Below are 18,057 nucleotides of genomic sequence, written 5' to 3' on the forward strand. Positions count from 1 at the left end.
ATGCCAGTCATCGAGGTCACCAAAGACGTAGACACCCATTCGATCACGATCGTCGCGGAATTCGCAGCGACGGTGGAACGGTTGTGGGAGCTGTACGCGGATCCCCGCCAGCTCGAGCAAGTGTTTGGCCCACCCACCTACCCGGCCACGTTCGTGGAACACGAACTGACGGAGGGCACTACCAGCAAGTACTTCATGACGAGCCCCGACGGGGAGAAGTACCCGGGTCTGTGGCGGATCACGAGTGTGGATCGGCCCAACGGGTTCACGTTCGAGGATTTCTTCGCGACCGAGAATTTCGAACCGGCCGAGGACCTGCCCGCCTCCGAGTGCAGCTACTCGTTCAAACCGACCGCGGAGGGCGTCCGCGCCACATACGTGTCGGTGTTCACCTCCGCCGAGGCTTTGCAGGAGGTTCTCGACATGGGTATGAAGGAGGGAGCGACCTCCTCGATCAATCAAATCGACGCATTCCTGAGTGCCTGATCATCGAACCGGAAAGGCCCATGCCCTTGATGCGCATCACCCACCAGCTACCCAATCTGTTCACCGCCGCGCGCCTCGTGGCGACCGTTCCCCTGGTCCGTCGCATCCGCACCGGGCGCACCGGAGTGGGAACCGCGGTGGGTGTTGCGGCATGGGCCGCTACGGACTGGGTCGACGGCAGGTTGGCGCGCCGTATGCAGTGGGAATCCGTGATCGGTAGGGCGCTTGATCCCATCGCGGATCGTGCGGGGATTGCCGTCATTGCGTGGAGCCTCACCAAGGCGGGGGAGCTACCTCGGCGCGTACCCAGCACGGTATTGACCGTGGACATCGCCACATCCCTGCTGACGACCCAGGCCGCCTCGCGCGGCAAACTGCGCGTGTCGTATCTGGGGAAGGTCCGCAGCACCATACTTTTTGTCGCGTTGGTGGTGGCCGCGGCAGGTCCGAGGACGCGACGCCGGCTGGGGAGGATTCCCCACGCGCTGGCGGATCTCGGGGCCGTTCTGCACGTGGTAGCCGGCGTCAGGTACATTCGGGCAGCCCGTCCATTGCGTGGCACCTACGCTTGACGCATGGGCGCGTGGGAAACCGAATCGGGTGTCGTGCGGTTCCCGGACGGGCGAGCCGTGCGCGGGACCGGGGTGCGGCGGCGTCGGCGAGGGACGGAGGCGCCAGAATTCGCGGTCTACTTACTCAGCAAGGACCCCCGCATCGACGCGTGGCCGTATCGCTGGGTCGAGTGGCCGGACTTCCGTCTTCCCGCGCACACCGACGATGCCGTGGCGGCGCTGCGTGAAGCCCACGAACGGGCGGTGTCCGAACGCGTGGAGATCGCGTGCGGCGGGGGAGTGGGACGCACGGGAACGGCCATCGCCCTGCTCGCCGTGATGAGCGGGATGACCACCGACGACGCCGTGGCTTGGGTTCGCGCCCGGTATCACCCGCGTGCCGTGGAGACTCGCGGTCAGCAAGCGTGGCTCAAGCGGGCGGCCGAGCTCATGTAACAAACTAGGCCCATGGGAAATGGTGGGGATCGTCCAATCCGGCGGCGAGTGCCTCCCTTTCTGGTTCTCACGATGGCTGTGGTGATCGCCGGGTCGATCTCCTCCGGCCTGGTCGACGCCGCGGTGTGCGCTCTAGTGGCCGTGATCGGTGCCGCGCGGAGTCTGTTACGGCGTGATCCGTGGACCCACGCGGATGACCTGACCACGTTGCGGCTCGGGCTCATCGTGATTGTCACCGCGTTGATCCTGGTCGGGGATGGCCCGGGGTTTTCCTGGAGCGCCGTGGCGCTGGGTGGGGCGGCGCTGGCCATGGACGGTTTGGATGGAAAGATTGCGCGTAGCACCGGGAGCACCCGCGCCGGCGCGCTGTACGACGAGACCGTGGACGCGCTGTTCATCCTCATTCTGTCCGTGGCACTCGTTGCCCTGTGGGGACCGTGGTGCCTGATCCCGGGACTGATGTACTACGTGTTCCACCTGGTAGCCGCGCTCCGCCCGGCGTGGCGGCGGCGGCTGCCCCCCTCCCTGAGCCGCAGGGTGATTGCCGCCGCGCAGGGAATCCTTCTGCTCGTCGCGGGCACGCCGATTGCGGTGGCCGTCCCACCGTTCGGGGTGCTCTGCGTCGCGGCCGCGGTGGTGTCGGTGCTGTACTCGTTCGGGCGGGACATCGCGTGGTTGGAATCTCACGGCGGCCGCTCCGGCGACTGATCCGATCCGCGACACAGACACGACCGTGGGCATTGTCGTGGCCCGTCCGGCAGCGTGCTGACCATAGACTGAATCGCATGCATCAGCCAGAACAGGATCACGCACTTGTGCTCGAGTCTCGGACCGTGCTGCCCACCGATCATGGTGTCTTCACCACGTGCGCCTACACTTTTGGCGACGTCACGCACGTGGCCATGTTGATGGGCGATCCGGCTCAGGTCGAGGCGCCGATCGTGCGTATGCACAGCGAGTGCCTCACCGGCGACACCCTCGGTTCACACCGCTGCGACTGCGGCGATCAATTGGAAGCGGCACTGCAGGCCATTGCTGCGGAGGGCACGGGGATTCTGTTGTATCTGCGCGGCCATGAGGGCCGCGGGATCGGTTTGGCCGCCAAGCTGCGGGCCTACGCGCTGCAGGATGACGGCATGGACACCGTGGATGCCAACCGGGCGCTGGGTCTGCCGGACGATGCCCGGGATTACACCGCGGCCGCGGAAATGCTCCGGCACCTGGGAGTGCCCACGGTCCGCCTGTTGTCCTCCAACCCGGCCAAGGCGGAAGCCCTGACCAGCCTGGGTATCACGGTGGCGGATCGGGTGGTGCTACCGGTTCTGGACCGGCCCGAGAACTCCCATTATCTGCAGACCAAACGTCGGCGCATGCGCCATGACCCGCTGGCCGGCCGGGTCTCCGTGCAGGAAGACACCTTCCCGGTGTACCGGACCCTGGCCGAGTATCCGGAAGTCGTTGCGCAATTGGCCCAGAGCGCGGACGGTTTCATTGCGGCCCGCGGCGGGGACGCGGAATTCGTCTCCGGCGAGGCCGATCGCACCCACCTGCATCATCTACGGGCAGCGGTGGACGCGGTGCTGGTGGGGGCCACCACCGTGACCCGGGACGACCCGCAGCTCACGGTACGAGCCGCGCAGGGGGACAACCCGGTGCGTGTCCTGCTGGATCCGCGAGCCCGGATTCCCGTGAGCAGCCGCGTGCTGCAATCCCCGGATGCCCGAACCCTGTGGTTGGTCGGTCAATGCGCCGAGGTGCCTACCGGGATCGGCGAGCACGTTGAGGTGGTGCGACTCCCCGCGGGGTCGGCACCGACCACCAGCGGGTCCGACGGCGCCCGGGGCACCTCGGTGGACCCCGCAACGGTTCTGAGCGTGGTGCGGGAACACGTGAGCGGCTCCATCCTGGTGGAGGGCGGCGGTACAACGGTGTCCGCGTTCCTGGCCGCGGGTGTACTGGATCGACTGTTCCTGACCGTGGCACCGGTGTTGATCGGGGACGGGGTCCCCGGGGTTCGTTTCGAAGGGTCGAACGTCATGGGGGAGGCGCTGCGCGCACCGTTCCGCCGGTACACGTTCGAGGACGACGTCTGCACCGAATTCGTGCTCAGCCAGGCCGCCGGAGCGCACGACGCCGCGCAGGTCGCCGGGCAATCCGCCGCCCAGCCCGTCGGGCACCTGACGGTGCAGAACGCGGGTCAGGGCCCCGAGACCCGGTAGCCGGGTCGAGCCGCGCGTCGCCACGCTCCCCGGGCCAGGACCGCGGCCCCGGGGAGCGTGGACACAACCGCGAGCACCCCGTAACCGGTGGCCGCGGTCACGGCCTGGCCCGCCGGAACACCCATCGCGGGTGCCAGCGCCCCGACCGAAAATTCTCTGACACCCCAGCCACCCACTCCCACCGGCACGCTCATCGACGCCAACCCCACGGTCGCGACCGGCGCGTGAACCGGCCCACCCAGCTGCGCCATGGCCAGGAGGAACAGCCCTATGAGGGTGAGCACGCTCAGAGCGGAGGCGCTCCACACGATGAGCTGGCGGCGCGCGGGCACCCCGCGCAAGCAGACGATTGCCGCGGCCAGGAACAGTGCGGCGGCAACCGCCGCGACGACCGCCGCCGGCCACTGCGCTTCACCCTGCTGCGCGCTCGCACCCACCACGAGAGCTGTGACGATGAACAAGCACGCCGTGGCGCTGAGTCGTTCGGCACCCACGGCCAGCACCGGGGACCACCACCGCCGCCGCCCCCGGTGGCGGTAGACGGCTACGCGTGCGACGTCCCCGCCCAGACCACCGGGTAGGACCATGTTGCCGAAGGCCGAGGCGTAACAGTCGCCCCATGCCCTCCGGAAGCTGAGGTGGATCTGCTGCTCGGCGGCCAACGCTTTCCAGCGGACCGCCTGCGTCAGCGCGACGATCAGACCCGCGGCCAGCGCGGCGAGCACGGTCAGCGGAGAGAGCACCCGCCACCCGGCCAGCAGCGCCTGGAGTCCGACCGCGTGAGCCGTCAACCCCAGCAGCAGGAGGGTCACCGCGGCCAGTACGGTTCGTTGGAGCCAGCGCGCGCTCACGGACTCAATGGTCCCGGCGGGCGTCCACCAGTACGTCGCAGTGATCCACGGTCACGTTCAGGTGGTCCGCGGCCTGCCGATTGCGGGTCTCGAGCCAATCTCGGGCCTCGACCTCCAGTTCGGGAGAAGCCTCAACGGCGGCCGCCACGCGTTCGGTCAGGAACCGACGGGTGAATTCCGTATCCCTGGGTGCGTTCAGCTGCCAGGCGCTGTTGCCGTGCGTGGTGTGGATTCCGCGTTCCCGGGCGGTCCGCAGCATGGCCTCGCCCCCTTCCGCCCCCAGTTTGCCGTCCCGGCGCTGGTGATCGGCAAAGGCTTGAGCAAGCTCGGGGTCGCGGGGATCCGCGGGCTCCAGGTGCCAGTCCGCGGTGATGCTCAGCAGGAACAACCCCACGCCGTGGTGGGTGGTCAGGGTGGTGAGGATGGCCTCCACATCGTCCTGGGTGAGCACGTCCAGGACCGCGCTGCAGGTCAGCATCAGCGTGCCCGGGGCGGGACGTTCGGGGAGGTGGTTGTCCAGGGCCGCGGGTAGGTCGGACAACGGCGTCACGACGGTGTCCGCGTCCGTCAGGTGCTGGGTGGCGATCTCCAGGGAGGGTTCGTGGGCGTCCACGAGCAGCCAGTTGATGCTGCGACCGGGCAACCGGGGGCTCAGATGCCGCCGGAACCACGCCGCCGATTTTCCGGTGCCGGCGCCCAGATCCACGACCGTCAGCGGGGTCCGCCCGGTGGGATCCGCAGCCAGGAGGGCCTGCGCGGCACGGTCCAGCAAGGGTAGGGACTGTTGTCGGGCGGCGTCGTCGAACGGAACGCGAGCCTCGAGCCAGTCCTGGGCGGCGCCAATCATTGCGGGTTCCTCTCACTCGGTAACTCGGTTGCGGAGCCGGCTCCGCACGAGGCCACGGCGCCCAGTAAGTCGCGGGCGGTGTCCTCCCACGTGCGAAGGCCCGGACGGTGCCTCGCGGCGGCGTCGCGCAGTTGCTCGCGATGCTCGGTGTCCGTCAGCCAGCGAGTCAGCGCCGTCACCCACTGCTGCCGCACGAGGGGCAGGGCCCGGCCCGCGGCCAGCGCCTCCTCGGCCCCCGTGTGTGCGCTCACCAGGGCGGGGATCGCGGCGGAGGCGGCTTCCGTGACGACCATCCCGAAGGTTTCCCGCTGGGAAGGCAGCAGGAGGAGATCCGAGGCTGCCAGAAGGTCGTCCACGGCCTGTGGCTCAAGTTCACCGACAATGCTCACACTATCCCGCGGCAGCGCGGCACACGCCTCCTCGAACCGTTGCGTGTAGGCCGGATCGGTCGGGGGCCCAGCAAAGGTGCAGTGCCACCCGGCCACCCCGGACTCCGCGAGCGCGCTCAGGACTCGCGCGAGGAACAGCTGATTCTTGTTGTCCTCCAGGGCGCCGATACACACCAGGTGCCATCCGGTGGCGGTGCCGCTGGCGGGCTCGCGTTGCCTGACACCCGGCGCGGCCACGGTGGCGTCCAGGCCGTACAGGTCACGTATCTGATCGGCGGCGTGGTGGCTGGTTGTGACGACGGCGCCCGCGGCCGCCAGGTTCGCCCGCTCGCGCTCCCGCGCGGCCGGGTTCGCCAGGGCCAGGGGGGCGTGCACGAGCTGGATGAGCGGCACCGCCGCCTCGAGCGGTTCACGCAGACTGCATCCGATCAGACCGTCCACGATGACCGGTTCGGTGCCGTGCGCGGCCAGGTGACGCAGGGCGGCGTCGTCCTGGGCGGACGGGGCGGGCCACGTCCCGGGAAGTGCGTGGCGCGTGATGGCACCGTGCGCGGCGTCGGCCACGGCGCGGTTGTAGCGCAGCCCGCCGCTGACCCGCCCGAGATCCGGTTCGATGAGTACGGTCATGGGCGCCCGGGCACGGTGTAGGCGACCTTGGCGCGGGGGTTCTCGGTGAGGGTCACGGTGATTCCGACATCCGGTCGATCGCTCAGGGAATCGGCCAATTTTTGACCGATGTACTGCGCGGTGGCCTCGGTGGTGGAGAGCATGCCCGCGAAGTCCGGGTGCTCGTCCAGGTTGGCGTAGCGCAGGGGGGACAGCGCTTGATCGAGGAAGTCCATGGCCTGGCCGATGTCCAGGACCACGGCGTGTTCGTCCAGTTCGGCGCGGGAGAAGGTGGCCTCCACCGTGAGTGTTGCGCCGTGCATCCCCTGGGCCGGGCCGAAGAACTCGTCGGGCAGGCTGTGGGCGATCATCACGTGGTCGTTGACGGTGAGGCTGTACATGGTTCTCCTGCTCGGGTGGATGGAGTGCTCCGGGTGGCGTCCTGTTCGGCGGGCCGCTCAGTAGGTCAGCACATGACAGAGGGTGGTGCGGGCCAGATCGGTGTTTGCGGTGATCCGGTCCATGACCTCCGGGAGGTCTTCCCGGGGCGACGCGCCGGTCAGTAGCGCATCAAAGCGTTCATCGCGCAGGGCGCGCAGCGCGGTCCGCAGTCGCTCGGCGCGTGTGCGTCGTGCGCGCTGTCCCGCGGCGACCTGACCCACCTGACTGGCCACGATGGACAGTCGCCGGGCGTGGAAGTCCGCGCCCAGGGGGACCGCGGGGGCACGGGACCCGAACCATGAGGCCTCGACCACTGTGCCGTCGTCTCCGATGATCTCCAGGGCGCGCGCCAGGCCCTGTTCGGTGCCGGAAGTATGGATGACGATGTCGTTGTCCGCAGACGCATTGCTCGGGTCCACGGCGGTGAGACCCAGAGATGTCAGCAACCGGCGCCGATCCGGAGTGGTTTCCAGGACTTCGAGACGATCCAGCGCCATTCCGGAGGCCAGCAGCGCCGTGGCGGTACCGATCATGCCGGCACCGATGACGGCCACCCGATCCGCAATGCGCGGGGGCTGCTGCCAGAGGATGTTCAGACCGGTCTCGGCCGCGCCGGCCAGCAATGCCCGGTGGTCGGGGACGTTGTCGGGAATGCGCTGGACGTCCTCCGTGGTGACCACGTGGTGGGTGTGGTGCGGCAACAACCCGAACACCCGTGCACCGAGCCAGTCCGAGGGGCCCTCGTCGACGACACCCACGCCCAGATAGCCGTAGGACACGGGGAAGGGGAAATCCCCCAGTTGCTGGGGCGCTCGCATCAGATGCGCAATGGAGTCCGGAACGTTTCCGGTGTGGACCAGGGTCTCCGTGCCGCGGGACACGGCCGTGGCCACGGTGCGGACCCGCAGCTCACCCGCGGTGACATCAGCGTGGGGTTCGGGAACCTCACGCCACGCGCCCGTGCCTGCCGATTCCGTCCAGTACTGCCAACCCATGGTTGCCACCCTATCTGCATGTCGTAGCGATAGTCCGGGTTGCGGCCGCGTGAACTAGCCTGGACCGAATGATTCAGTGGTTCGAGCGGCATCAAGTCGCCCTGTACGTGGGATCCATTGGGATTGCCGCCATCGTGGGCCTCACGATGCCCGGGATCGCCGCACCCGCGGAAACACTGATCAATCCCGTGCTCGCCCTGTTGCTGTATGCGACCTTCCTGGGCATCCCGTTCACTCGGCTGGGTGACGTCCTTCGGAACTGGGCATTTCTCAGGTCCACGCTGTGGCTCAATTTCGTGCTGGCGCCGGTGGTGGTGTTCGGTCTCTCGCGCTTCGTCGCACACGACCAGGCCTTGCTCGCGGGTGTCCTCTTGGTGCTGCTGTGTCCGTGCGTGGACTACGTCATGGTCTTCACGGGCCTGGCCGGTGGTGCCCACGAGCGACTCCTTGCAGCTTCTCCCGTGCTCATGCTTGTGCAGATGCTGCTCCTGCCGGTCTATCTGTGGCTCATGGCCGGTGCGGACATGGTTTCGGTCGTGGAGTTCGGCCCGTTCGTCGAGGCCTTTGTGCTGTTGATTGCGTTGCCACTCGCAGCCGCAATCCTGACCCAGCTGGCGGCCCGAACACGTGCGGGTCGCGTCCTGGGCGCCGCCGCAACGGCCGCGATGGTCCCGCTCATGATGCTCACCCTGGCCGTTGTGGTCGCCTCACAAATCGCCGGGGTCCGCGCGCAGCTATCGGCCCTGCTGGTGGTGATCCCGTTGTTCCTCGCGTTTGCGCTAATCATGTTCTGCCTGGGGCAGTGGCTGGGCCGACGCGGCGGCTACGACGTCCCCGCGCGACGCGCGCTCGTCTTCTGCGGTGTCACGCGCAATTCCCTGGTGATCCTTCCCCTGGCCCTCGCGCTGCCCGCGGCGTTGGGCATGGCCCCGCTCGTGGTGGTCACCCAGACACTGGTGGAATTGCTGGTCATGGTGGCCATGGTTCGTCTGGTGCCCAGCTTCATTCGCACCTGATTGGGGTATCGGGCGGTTCGATCCGGGCTGCGCCGCTCGCGGGACGGCACCGCGTATTTTCCTGATTTTCACGAACCACCCCTTGACGCACCCGTTGAGTGAATCTAGATTCACCAGTGATGAATAAAGATTCAACTACCCAGGTTTCGGCCGCTGAACCCTTCGAGGCGGCCCGCGACGCGAGGACACAAGCGCGGCGTCGTCAATTGTTGGCCGCGGCCGTGAAGGTGCTGCAGGGCAAGGGCAGCGAGCAGATGTCCATGCAGAGCGTCGCGCAGGAAGCCGGCGTGAGCGTGGGGCTGATCTACCGGTACTTCACGAACAAGGAAGACGTGCTGCGCAGCGTGATCGTGGGGGTACTCGAGGACATCGATGCCCGCGTGCCGGCGGCGATTCTCGCTGCGGGGGACGACCCCGTGGATCGAGTGGCCGCCGGATTCGACGCGTATTGCCGGGTGATTGCGGAGAACAATGAGGCCGCCGTAATCACCTACCGCGAGAGCAGCAGGCTGTCCGCCGAGAACCGAACGGTCATCAAGAACTTGGAAATGGGCTCCGTTCAACCCCTGGGCCGGGCAACCCAGGAGGCCGTGGAGGCCGGACTCTTCGCCCCCGTGGACGTGGATTTGTTCGCCTACAACCTGGTGCTGCTCGCCCACGGGTGGGCCCTGAAGTCCTGGTACTTCCAGCCCCAGCACACCGTGGACAGCTACATCCGCGGGCAGCTGGGCCTCGTGTTGTCCGCCGCCCTGGCCCCCGACCATCACACCGAGTACACCCGTTACCTCACCGCGAAAGAGGACTGAGCCATGACCGTAGAACCCACCGCATCCGCCGCACCCGAGTTCGAGGACATTCTGTACGAAATCGACGGTCCCACCGCCGTGATCACCATGAATCGCCCGCAGCGCTACAACGCGTTCCGCGCCCTGACCGTGCACGAGCTGATCACGGCGTTCCGGTTGGCGTGGGCGGACCGGGGCGTGCAGGCCGTGATTCTCACGGGTGCGGGCGAGAAGGCCTTCTGCACCGGCGGAGACGTCAAACAGCGCGCGGAAACCGGTGACTACGGACCGTCCCCGTCCGGGATGTTCGAGATCGGCAACCTGCACAAGACCATCCGCGACATCCCCAAACCCGTGATTGCCGCGGTCAACGGCCTGGCCATCGGCGGCGGCCACGTGCTGCACGTGATCTGTGACCTGACGATCGCCTCCTCCACGGCGCGCTTCGGTCAGTCCGGGCCCAAGGTCGGCTCCTTCGACGCCGGTTTCGGCTCCGCGTACCTGGCCCGGGTGGTGGGGGAGAAGCGCGCCCGAGAGATCTGGTACCTGTGCCGACAGTACGACGCCCACACCGCAGAAGGTTGGGGTCTGGTCAACGCCGTGGTGGACCCCGACCAGCTCCTGCAAGAGGCCAAATCCTGGGCCGCGGAGATCGCGGAGAAGTCACCCACGGCCCTGCGCTTCCTCAAGCAGTCCTTCAACGCGGACACGGACCACCAGGCGGGACTGTCCAACCTGGCGATGTCGGGGCTGGACCTGTTCACCGAATCCCCGGAGGGCCGGGAGGGTGCTGCCGCCTTTGCCGAAAAGCGGATGCCCGATTTCAACGGCCACGTGATCAGCCATTGAGCCTAACGGTTCAGGAAATCATCGTGACAACATCAGCCGACCGTGAGACCAAGGAGTTCGCACCATGGAGATGACCCTCAGCCCGGCCCAGGAGGAACTGGTGGCTGCAGCCAGCGGTCTCCACGAGAAACTGGCCGCCGGCTACCGCGAGCGCGAAACGGCCCGTCGGATCGAACCGGAACTGCGCCGAGAGATCGGTGCTCTGGGGTTGATCGGCCCGGAACTGCCGTCCGAGTACGGTGGCCGCGACCTTCCTCGTCTGACCTCCGGGTTGATCGTGGAACAGATCGCCCGCGGTGACTTCAACGTGGGATACCTGCAGATCGTGGGGTCACTGGTGGGCCAGATCCTGGCCAGCAACGCCACGGCGGAAACCGCCGGCAAGTACGTTCCGCGGATCACCAGTGGTGAGGGCATCGTGGGGATCGGACTGTCCGAACCGGACGCCGGTTCGGACGCCGGCAACCCGCGCATGGCCGCGCGCAAGGACGGTGACTCCTGGGTCATCGACGGCGTGAAGTCCATGTCGTTCGTGACCCAGTCGGAGGCCACGGTGCTTTTCGCCCGTACCGACCCCGAGGCCGGTCGCGGCCGGGGCATCAGCGCGTTCGTCGTGGACATGGACAGTCCCGGGGTGCGGATCGAACCGGTAGAAGACGCCGGCACCCGGGCCGTGGAGCGGGGCCTGATCCACTGCGACGGCGTGCGCGTACCGGCCTCGAACCTGCTGGGCACCGAGGGCGCCGGGTTCACCCAGGTGATGCAGGGCTTCGACTTCTCCCGTGCCCTCATCGGCCTGCAGTGCCTGGGGACCGCGGAGATCACGGTCGAGGAAACCTGGGACTACGTCAGTCACCGCCAGGCCTTCGACCAGCCGTTGTCTAAGTTCCAGGGCGTGTCCTTCCCGCTGGCGGAAGCGGAAACTCAACTCACCGCGGCGCGCCTGCTGTGCTTGCGGACCCTCCACCTGAAGGACACGGGCCAGAACCACACCAAGGAAGCCGCCATGTGCAAGTGGTGGGCCCCCAAGGTCGCCCACGACGCCATCACCCAGTGCCTGTTGCTGCACGGGCAGTTCGGTTATCGCACGGACAAGCCCATTGAGCAGCGCATGCGCGACGTGCTCGGTCTCCAGATCGGGGACGGCACCGCCCAGATCATGAAACTCATCATTGCGCGGCAATCCGCCGGCCGACAGTTCGCCCCGTAACTCGGACCCACCCGCTCCGCACCGAGGAAAGGACCTCACACCATGACCGCTCAGACTTCAGAATCCCCCACCCCTCGCGTGGCCATCGTGACCGGCGCCGGACAGGGCATCGGCGCGGCCATTGCCCAGCGCCTCGCCCAGGACGGGCTCCGCGTGGTCATCGCCGATCTCAATGAAGAGACCGCGAACGCCACCGCCGAGCGCATCGGCGAGCAGGCCATGGGGGTGCGTGCCGATATCACCAGCTCCGACGACGTCGCCGCCCTCGTTTCGCACGTGCTCGACACCTGGGGATCCATCGACGTGCTGGTCAACAACGCCGGGTGGGACAAGGTGGGCCCGTTCTTGGACAGCGCCCCTGAGACCTGGGAACGGGTCATCGGCATCAACCTGATGGGCACCCTGACCGTGAGTCACGCGGTGATGAGCGTGATGAAGGAACAGGGGTCGGGCACCGTGATCAACATCGGTTCCGACGCCGCGCGCGTGGGTTCCACGGGCGAGGCCGTCTATTCCGCGTGCAAGGGCGGGCTGGTGGCCTTCTCCAAGACGATGGCGCGCGAACTGGCCCGCTACGGGGTGACGGTCAATGCCGTGTGCCCGGGGCCTGCCGATACGCCCCTGTTCGAAGAGATCGGCAAGGAAAATCCGAAGCTGCGCGAATCCCTCGAGCGCGCCATTCCGCTGCGTCGCCTGGCCCAACCGGAGGACTTGGCCAACGCTGTTGCCTTCATGGCCTCCCCCCGGTCCAACTACATCACCGGCCAGACGCTGTCCGTCAGCGGTGGCCTCACCATGATCTGACGCTGCGGGCAGCTCACGCGGCCGCCAGCCGCCAACCGTCCCAGCGTGCAAAGGAGCACCCGTCATGACCACGTATGAAACCCTCCTGACCCAGGACATCATTGACCACAACACCCAGGCCGGTTACTGGGACGGTCAGATTCTCACCGACCATTTGGACCGGGCCGTGGCGCGCGATCCGAACGCCGTCGCCTCCGTGGACTCGCGCGGGTCATTGACCTACGGCGAACTGGCCCAGCAGGTGGAGCGCGCCGCGCACGGTCTGATCCAGCTGGGCGTGGGCCGCGGTGACGTGATCTCGTTGCAGCTGCCCAACTGGAAGGAATGGGTGATTCTCCACCTGGCCGCGGTGCGAATCGGGGCGGTGACCAACCCGCTGATCCCTATTTACCGCGACCGCGAGATTTCGTTCATGATGGAGCGCGCCACCACCCGGATCCTGGTGGTGCCCGATTCCTTCCGCGGCTACGACCACTTGGCTCTGGCCCGCCGCATGGTGAGCGGTCAGCAGGACCCGGCGCGCGTGATGGTCCTTGCCCAGGACCCCGCCAACCCGCCGGCCCTTGAGCGCGACGAGATCGCATGGGACGAGTTCATCGCCACCGACTGGGAAGCGAAGGGTTCCCCGGAAGAACTGGCCGAGCGCCGCCCCGGGGCGAACGACGTGGCCTTGCTGATGTTCACCTCCGGTACCACCGGTCGCCCCAAGGGTGTAATGCACACGCACAACACGGTGTGTGCCGCCGGTCTGCCCTGGCCGGATCGCATGGGCATGGACCACCGGGACGTGATTCACATGGCCTCGACCTTCGGCCACCTCACCGGTTACCTGTTCGGGGTGGAACTGCCCATCCTGCTCGGGGCCAAGGGGGTGTTCCAGGACGTGTGGAACAAGGAGACGTTCGTGGAGCTGATTGCCGAGCACGGCATCACCCACACCTCGGGCGCCACCCCGTTCCTGCACGACCTGTTGGACGCAGCTAACCTGGCCGACCACGATGTGTCCTCCCTGCAACGGTTCTGCTGTATGGGCGCACCGATCCCACGGGTGCTGCTGCGCAACGCCCGCGATGAGATTCCTGGGCTGTCCGTGTTGGGTGGCTGGGGTCAGACCGAGTGCGCACTGTCCACGTGCGGGCACCCGAGCGACCCCGTCGAGAAAATCACCTCCACGGACGGCCGGCCCGTGCGTGGCATCGACGTGCGGATCACCGACCTGGACGGCACGTCACTGCCGGCCGGTTCCGAGGGCAAGCTGTGGGTGCGCGGACCCTCCCTGTTCGTGGGGTACCTGGGACAGCTGGACAAGACCCGCGAGGACTTCGACGGCGAATGGTTCGACACCGGCGACCTGGCCACCCTCGACGAGGACGGCTACCTGACCATTGCCGGACGATCCAAAGATCTGATCATCCGCGGCGGTGAGAACATCCCGGTCGCGTATTTGGAGAACGTCTTGCACGAGCATCCGGACATTGCCTCCGTGGCGATCGTGGGCGCGCCCCACCCCCGCCTGCAGGAGATCGCCTGCGCGGCCGTGGTGATGAACGACGGCGCCGCACCCCTGACACTCGAGGCCCTCAGGACCTACCTGGACGAGAAAGGCGTGGCCAAGTCCTACTGGCCCGAACGCGTGGAGATCTTGGAGGACTTCCCACGCACCCCGTCCGGCAAGATCCAGAAATACCATTTGCGCGAGCGCTTCACGAAGGACCAGGCATGAGCACCGAATTCCTCACCACAGACCTCACCGACGGGCTGTTGACGGTCACGATCAACCGCCCCGAGGTTCGCAACGCCCTCAACGCGGACGTCCTCACCGAGATCGGCGAAGTCCTCAATAACGCCGAAGCGGACGTCGAAGTGCAGGGCATCATCTTCACCGGGGCGGGCGAAAAGGCCTTCATCGCGGGAGCGGACATCACCGGTCTGGTCAACTACACCGCCGTGGACGGGCTCACTGCCGCAATGCAGAAGCTCTACGACCGCATTGAGAACTTCCCGCGACCCACCCTGGCCGCACTCAACGGTTACGCATTGGGTGGCGGCTGCGAACTGGCAATGGCCTGTGATCTGCGCATTGCCTCGACCACAGCGCAGATCGGCCTGCCCGAAACGGCACTCGGTGTGCTCCCCGGAGCCGGCGGCACGCAACGCCTGACGCGGCTGGTGGGGCGCGGACGTGCCGTGGAGATGATTCTCTCCGGGCGGTTCGTACCGGCGGAGGAGGCGCTGCAGATGGGGCTCGTCACGCGCGTCACCGAACCGGAGGAGTTGCTCGACACAGCACGGCAGACGCTGTTGGGAATTACCGCCCGGGGTCCGTTGGCCATCCGCCTGGCCAAGCTCGTGATCAAACACGGTGCGGACGCGGATCAGGCCACCGGTCAGATCATTGAACGCCTCGCCCAGTCGTTGTTGTACCAAAGCGAGGACAAAGCCGAGGGCGCTGGGGCATTCTTGGAGAAACGCACACCGAGATTCACAGGCCGGTAAGGGGAACGGGTATGAGTGTGGGCCAGCACGCGGGTCAGAGGATTCTGGTGGTCGGCGCCGGCGGTATCGGTACCGCAACGGTGGAGCACCTGGTCACCGAGGACGCGCGCGTGGTTGTCGCGGGCAGGAACGTGCGCATGGAGGGGCCCTTCGAAGACCCCCAGGACGAGCTGGGCATCGTGATGGGCCACCTCACCCTGGACATCACCGACGAGGGTGCCGTGGAGTGGGGTGTCACTCGCGCAGCGGAGATCCTGGGCGGTCTGGATGCCCTGGTGGTCACCGCGGGACACCGCCACGACCTCGCACCACTGCACGAGACCCAGGCCGGGTGGGCGCGGGACATCATCGAAACCGAACTGATGGGCGTGATGTCCCTGGTTCGCCACGCTCTGCCCTTCCTCCGTCACGCAGGAAACAACGGGCGGCGCGCAGGCATCGTGGTGGTGGCCTCGGACAGTGCCAAGGCGGGTTCGATGGGTGACGCGGCGTCGTCGGCGGCGCGTGCCGGCGTGTTGGGCATGGTCAAGTCGGTGGCCCGCGAAAACGCGGCCGTGCCGGTGACCGTCAATGCCGTGTGCCCGGGGCCGACCGACACGGAGATGTATCGGCACGCCGCACAAACCGAAGGGTTGACGGGCAAGGTGTTCTCGGGCATGGCCAAGGGGATTCCCGCGCGCAGGCTCGGCCAGCCCCAGGAAGTCGCGGCGACCGTGGGGTTCTTGCTCAGCGAGGGCTCCGCGTACATCACGGGGCAGGCCATTTCCGTCAGCGGCGGTTTGACCATGTGACCGGACGCCCATCGACTCACATTGGTTGCGTCACACAACGACGCACTGGGTGCGGCTCGGGAAATCTCGGCCGGGAATCTTCTGAACGGGCAAGCACTGTGCTAATTTCACTGTGTTCAGGTTAGCCTCACCTAACCTCATGAGTGAAAGACAGCCGGATGTTCCAGACATTTCTGATCGGTCTGCGCGAGGGCCTCGAGGCCGCGCTGATCGTCGCGATCCTCATCGGATACCTCAAACGCACGGGGCAGCGGTTCGCGGTGCGGCGATTGTGGATCGGCATTTCCGTGGCCGTCGCGATCTCGCTGTCCTTCGGTGCGCTCCTGACGTTCGGCCCGTCCACCCTGACCTTCGAAGCCCAGGAAGTCATTGGCGGAACACTGTCCATCGTGGCCGTGGGCTTCGTGACGTGGATGATCTTCTGGATGGCCAGCGCATCTCGGGGGCTCAAACGCGAGCTGGAATTCCGCGCCGATGTGGCCCTCCAAGGCTCCGCCGTGGGAGTGATCCTGCTGGGCGCCTTTGCCGTGGGGCGTGAAGGCCTGGAAACGGCCCTGTTCCTCTGGGCGGCCACTCGAGCCACCGGGGGCGCCGAGGGGATTTTCGCCCCGGCGCTCGCGGCGCTCGCGGGCATCCTGGTGTCCATCGCTCTGGCATGGCTCATCACCCGCGGGCTCCTCAAGCTCAACCTCGCCACGTTTTTTCGCTGGACCGGCGGGTTTCTGGTCATCATTGCCGCGGGCGTCCTGGCGTACGGGTTCCACGACCTCCAGGAGGCCGGCGTGCTGCCCGGCCTGAACTCCTTGGCATTCGACGTCTCCGAGCAGATCCCACCCACCAGCTGGTACGGGGTGCTGCTCAAGGGCGTGTTCAACTTTTCACCGGCCACCACGTGGCTCGAGTTCGGCGTGTGGTGGGCCTATGTGCTCACGGTCATGCCGCTGTTCATCGCCCGGTCCCGCACGGCCAGGAGAAGGCCGACGACGCCGCCGGTCCCCTCCTCGGCCTCGGCCACCAGCACCTCGACCTCCGCCTGACCTGTCATCACCTCACCTTGCCCGATGCACCCGTCTTCGGGGCACTGAATTCCTAAGGACCACCATGCGCTCCGTCTCCACCCGCCTCCCCGCCGCCGTGACCGCCGTGGGCCTGATGTTCACGTTGGCCGCGTGCCAACCCAACGACCAGGGCGGGGAGAACGGCGCGATCGCCGTTTCGAGCACCGACGATCAATGCGACGTGGGCGTTGAAGAGGCCCCCGCCGGAACCCTGCGTTTCGATGTGACCAATGAGGGCTCGAAAGTGACCGAGTTCTATCTGCTCGGCGAGGACGGCCTGCGCATTGTGGGCGAGGTGGAGAACATCGCACCCGGACTCAACCGCACCTTGACCGTGTCCGCACCGCAGGGCCAGTACTTCACGGCATGCAAGCCCGGCATGGTCGGTGACGGTATCCGCAACGAATTCACCGTCACCGAGGGCGAGGGTGGGGCCGAGGTCAACGCCGAGGACTCGCAGCTCAAGGATCAGGCCACCACCCAGTACGCGGCGTACGTCAAGGACCAGACCGAGCAGTTGATGACGGGCACGGAGGAGTTCGCCAAGGCATACGCGGCCGGGGAGGACGAGAAAGCGCGGGAGATGTACGCGCCGGTGCGCATGCACTGGGAGCGCGTGGAACCCGTGGCCGAATCCTTCGGAGACCTGGACCCCAAACTGGACCTGCGCGAAGCGGATCTGGAGGAAGGCCAGGACTGGACGGGATGGCACCGGATCGAGAAGGACCTGTGGCCCCCGGCCGAGGGTTACCGGGAGCTGAGCCAGGCCGATCGGCAGAAGTACGCCGACCAATTGGTGGCCGATACCCGAGTGCTCTACGACCGCACCCGTGACCTGAGCTTCACGGCGGACCAACTGTCCAACGGGGCCAAGGAACTGCTCGACGAGGTCGCCACGGGCAAGGTCACCGGCGAGGAGGAAATCTGGTCCCACACGGACCTGTGGGATTTCCAGGCCAACGTGGACGGCGCACGCATCGCCCACGAAAATCTGTCCCCGCTGCTCGCCAAGCGCGACGCCGAGTTGAACACGACGCTGGAGACCCGCTTCACCGACCTGCAGGAGCTGTTGGATCAGCACAAGAAGGGTGATGGCTTCGTCTACTACGACGAGCTCAGCCAGGATCAGGTCAAGGAACTCTCCGACTCCGTGAACGCCCTGTCCGAACCACTGTCCATGGTGACGGAAAAGGTTGTCGAGTAATCC

The 18,057-nt window shown here is 66.9% G+C and carries 20 protein-coding genes; 15 read left to right on the forward strand and 5 right to left on the reverse strand.

Annotation, left to right across the window (positions count from 1 at the left end; genetic code table 11):
• The 5 genes from AC3ENJ_RS01240 (at position 1) to ribA (ending at position 3,712) form a co-directional block, all read left to right on the forward strand.
• Positions 1–486 (forward strand): SRPBCC family protein, encoded by a 486-nt coding sequence (locus AC3ENJ_RS01240; RefSeq protein ID WP_431812795.1) that lies wholly within the window; start codon positions 1–3, stop codon positions 484–486.
• A gap of 20 nt (positions 487–506) precedes the next feature.
• The gene (locus AC3ENJ_RS01245) at positions 507–1,058 is read left to right on the forward strand and encodes a CDP-alcohol phosphatidyltransferase family protein (RefSeq protein ID WP_431812796.1); all 552 of its coding nucleotides are present in this window, start codon (positions 507–509) and stop codon (positions 1,056–1,058) included.
• 3 nt (positions 1,059–1,061) lie between these two features.
• The gene (locus AC3ENJ_RS01250; RefSeq protein ID WP_190780265.1) at positions 1,062–1,493 is read left to right on the forward strand and encodes a protein-tyrosine phosphatase family protein; all 432 of its coding nucleotides are present in this window, start codon (positions 1,062–1,064) and stop codon (positions 1,491–1,493) included.
• Between the two features lie 72 nt (positions 1,494–1,565).
• Positions 1,566–2,201: a CDP-alcohol phosphatidyltransferase family protein gene (locus AC3ENJ_RS01255; protein ID WP_431812797.1), complete on the forward strand. Its 636-nt coding sequence runs from the start codon at positions 1,566–1,568 to the stop codon at positions 2,199–2,201.
• Between the two features lie 77 nt (positions 2,202–2,278).
• Positions 2,279–3,712 (forward strand): GTP cyclohydrolase II, encoded by a 1,434-nt coding sequence (gene ribA, locus AC3ENJ_RS01260; protein WP_431812798.1) that lies wholly within the window; start codon positions 2,279–2,281, stop codon positions 3,710–3,712.
• On the opposite strand, the gene AC3ENJ_RS01265 is transcribed toward ribA, so the two are convergent.
• Genes AC3ENJ_RS01265 through AC3ENJ_RS01285 form a run of 5 tightly spaced genes read right to left on the reverse strand, consistent with a single transcriptional unit; the run spans position 3,691 to position 7,841 of the window.
• A complete protein-coding gene (locus AC3ENJ_RS01265; protein ID WP_431812799.1) occupies positions 3,691–4,563 on the reverse strand; it encodes a lysylphosphatidylglycerol synthase domain-containing protein in 873 nt (290 codons plus the stop codon). The genes ribA and AC3ENJ_RS01265 overlap by 22 nt on opposite strands.
• A gap of 4 nt (positions 4,564–4,567) precedes the next feature.
• On the reverse strand, positions 4,568–5,410 hold the full coding sequence (locus tag AC3ENJ_RS01270; protein WP_431812800.1) for a class I SAM-dependent methyltransferase: 843 nt from the start codon (positions 5,408–5,410) through the stop codon (positions 4,568–4,570).
• The gene (locus AC3ENJ_RS01275; protein ID WP_431812801.1) at positions 5,407–6,426 is read right to left on the reverse strand and encodes a glycosyltransferase family 4 protein; all 1,020 of its coding nucleotides are present in this window, start codon (positions 6,424–6,426) and stop codon (positions 5,407–5,409) included. Before AC3ENJ_RS01275 ends, AC3ENJ_RS01270 begins: the two co-directional genes overlap by 4 nt.
• Positions 6,423–6,806, reverse strand: coding sequence for a 6-pyruvoyl trahydropterin synthase family protein (locus AC3ENJ_RS01280; RefSeq protein WP_431812802.1), 384 nt, complete (start codon positions 6,804–6,806; stop codon positions 6,423–6,425). Before AC3ENJ_RS01280 ends, AC3ENJ_RS01275 begins: the two co-directional genes overlap by 4 nt.
• Before the next feature lie 57 nt (positions 6,807–6,863).
• Positions 6,864–7,841 (reverse strand): zinc-dependent alcohol dehydrogenase, encoded by a 978-nt coding sequence (locus AC3ENJ_RS01285; protein WP_431812803.1) that lies wholly within the window; start codon positions 7,839–7,841, stop codon positions 6,864–6,866.
• Positions 7,842–7,909: 68 nt separating this feature from the next.
• On the opposite strand from AC3ENJ_RS01285, the gene AC3ENJ_RS01290 reads away from it, so the two are divergent.
• The 10 genes from AC3ENJ_RS01290 to efeO all read left to right on the forward strand — a co-directional run bounded on the left by AC3ENJ_RS01290 (position 7,910) and on the right by efeO (position 18,054).
• Entirely contained in the window at positions 7,910–8,857 is a 948-nt protein-coding gene (locus tag AC3ENJ_RS01290; protein ID WP_431812804.1) for an arsenic resistance protein, read from the forward strand.
• A gap of 119 nt (positions 8,858–8,976) precedes the next feature.
• On the forward strand, positions 8,977–9,663 hold the full coding sequence (locus tag AC3ENJ_RS01295) for a TetR/AcrR family transcriptional regulator (protein WP_431812805.1): 687 nt from the start codon (positions 8,977–8,979) through the stop codon (positions 9,661–9,663).
• 3 nt (positions 9,664–9,666) lie between these two features.
• The gene (locus AC3ENJ_RS01300) at positions 9,667–10,491 is read left to right on the forward strand and encodes an enoyl-CoA hydratase-related protein (RefSeq protein WP_190807194.1); all 825 of its coding nucleotides are present in this window, start codon (positions 9,667–9,669) and stop codon (positions 10,489–10,491) included.
• Between the two features lie 64 nt (positions 10,492–10,555).
• Complete coding sequence (locus AC3ENJ_RS01305; protein ID WP_431812806.1) at positions 10,556–11,701, forward strand: acyl-CoA dehydrogenase family protein; 1,146 nt, start codon at positions 10,556–10,558, stop codon at positions 11,699–11,701.
• 42 nt (positions 11,702–11,743) lie between these two features.
• Entirely contained in the window at positions 11,744–12,505 is a 762-nt protein-coding gene (locus AC3ENJ_RS01310) for an SDR family NAD(P)-dependent oxidoreductase (RefSeq protein WP_190780276.1), read from the forward strand.
• A 64-nt stretch (positions 12,506–12,569) separates the two neighbouring features.
• On the forward strand, positions 12,570–14,228 hold the full coding sequence (locus AC3ENJ_RS01315; protein ID WP_431812807.1) for an AMP-binding protein: 1,659 nt from the start codon (positions 12,570–12,572) through the stop codon (positions 14,226–14,228).
• Positions 14,225–15,001, forward strand: a complete 777-nt coding sequence (locus tag AC3ENJ_RS01320) for an enoyl-CoA hydratase/isomerase family protein (RefSeq protein WP_431812808.1) — start codon at positions 14,225–14,227, stop codon at positions 14,999–15,001. The genes AC3ENJ_RS01315 and AC3ENJ_RS01320 overlap by 4 nt, the downstream gene beginning before the upstream one ends.
• Before the next feature lie 11 nt (positions 15,002–15,012).
• Positions 15,013–15,792 carry an SDR family NAD(P)-dependent oxidoreductase gene (locus AC3ENJ_RS01325; protein WP_190780278.1) on the forward strand — a complete coding sequence of 260 codons (780 nt, stop codon included), beginning with the start codon at positions 15,013–15,015 and terminating at the stop codon, positions 15,790–15,792.
• Positions 15,793–15,950: 158 nt separating this feature from the next.
• Complete coding sequence (efeU, locus tag AC3ENJ_RS01330) at positions 15,951–16,829, forward strand: iron uptake transporter permease EfeU (RefSeq protein ID WP_431812809.1); 879 nt, start codon at positions 15,951–15,953, stop codon at positions 16,827–16,829.
• A gap of 64 nt (positions 16,830–16,893) precedes the next feature.
• Positions 16,894–18,054: an iron uptake system protein EfeO gene (gene efeO / locus AC3ENJ_RS01335; protein ID WP_431812810.1), complete on the forward strand. Its 1,161-nt coding sequence runs from the start codon at positions 16,894–16,896 to the stop codon at positions 18,052–18,054.
• The last annotated feature ends 3 nt before the right edge of the window (positions 18,055–18,057 follow it).

It is taken from the genome of Kocuria sp. cx-455 (assembly GCF_057707085.1).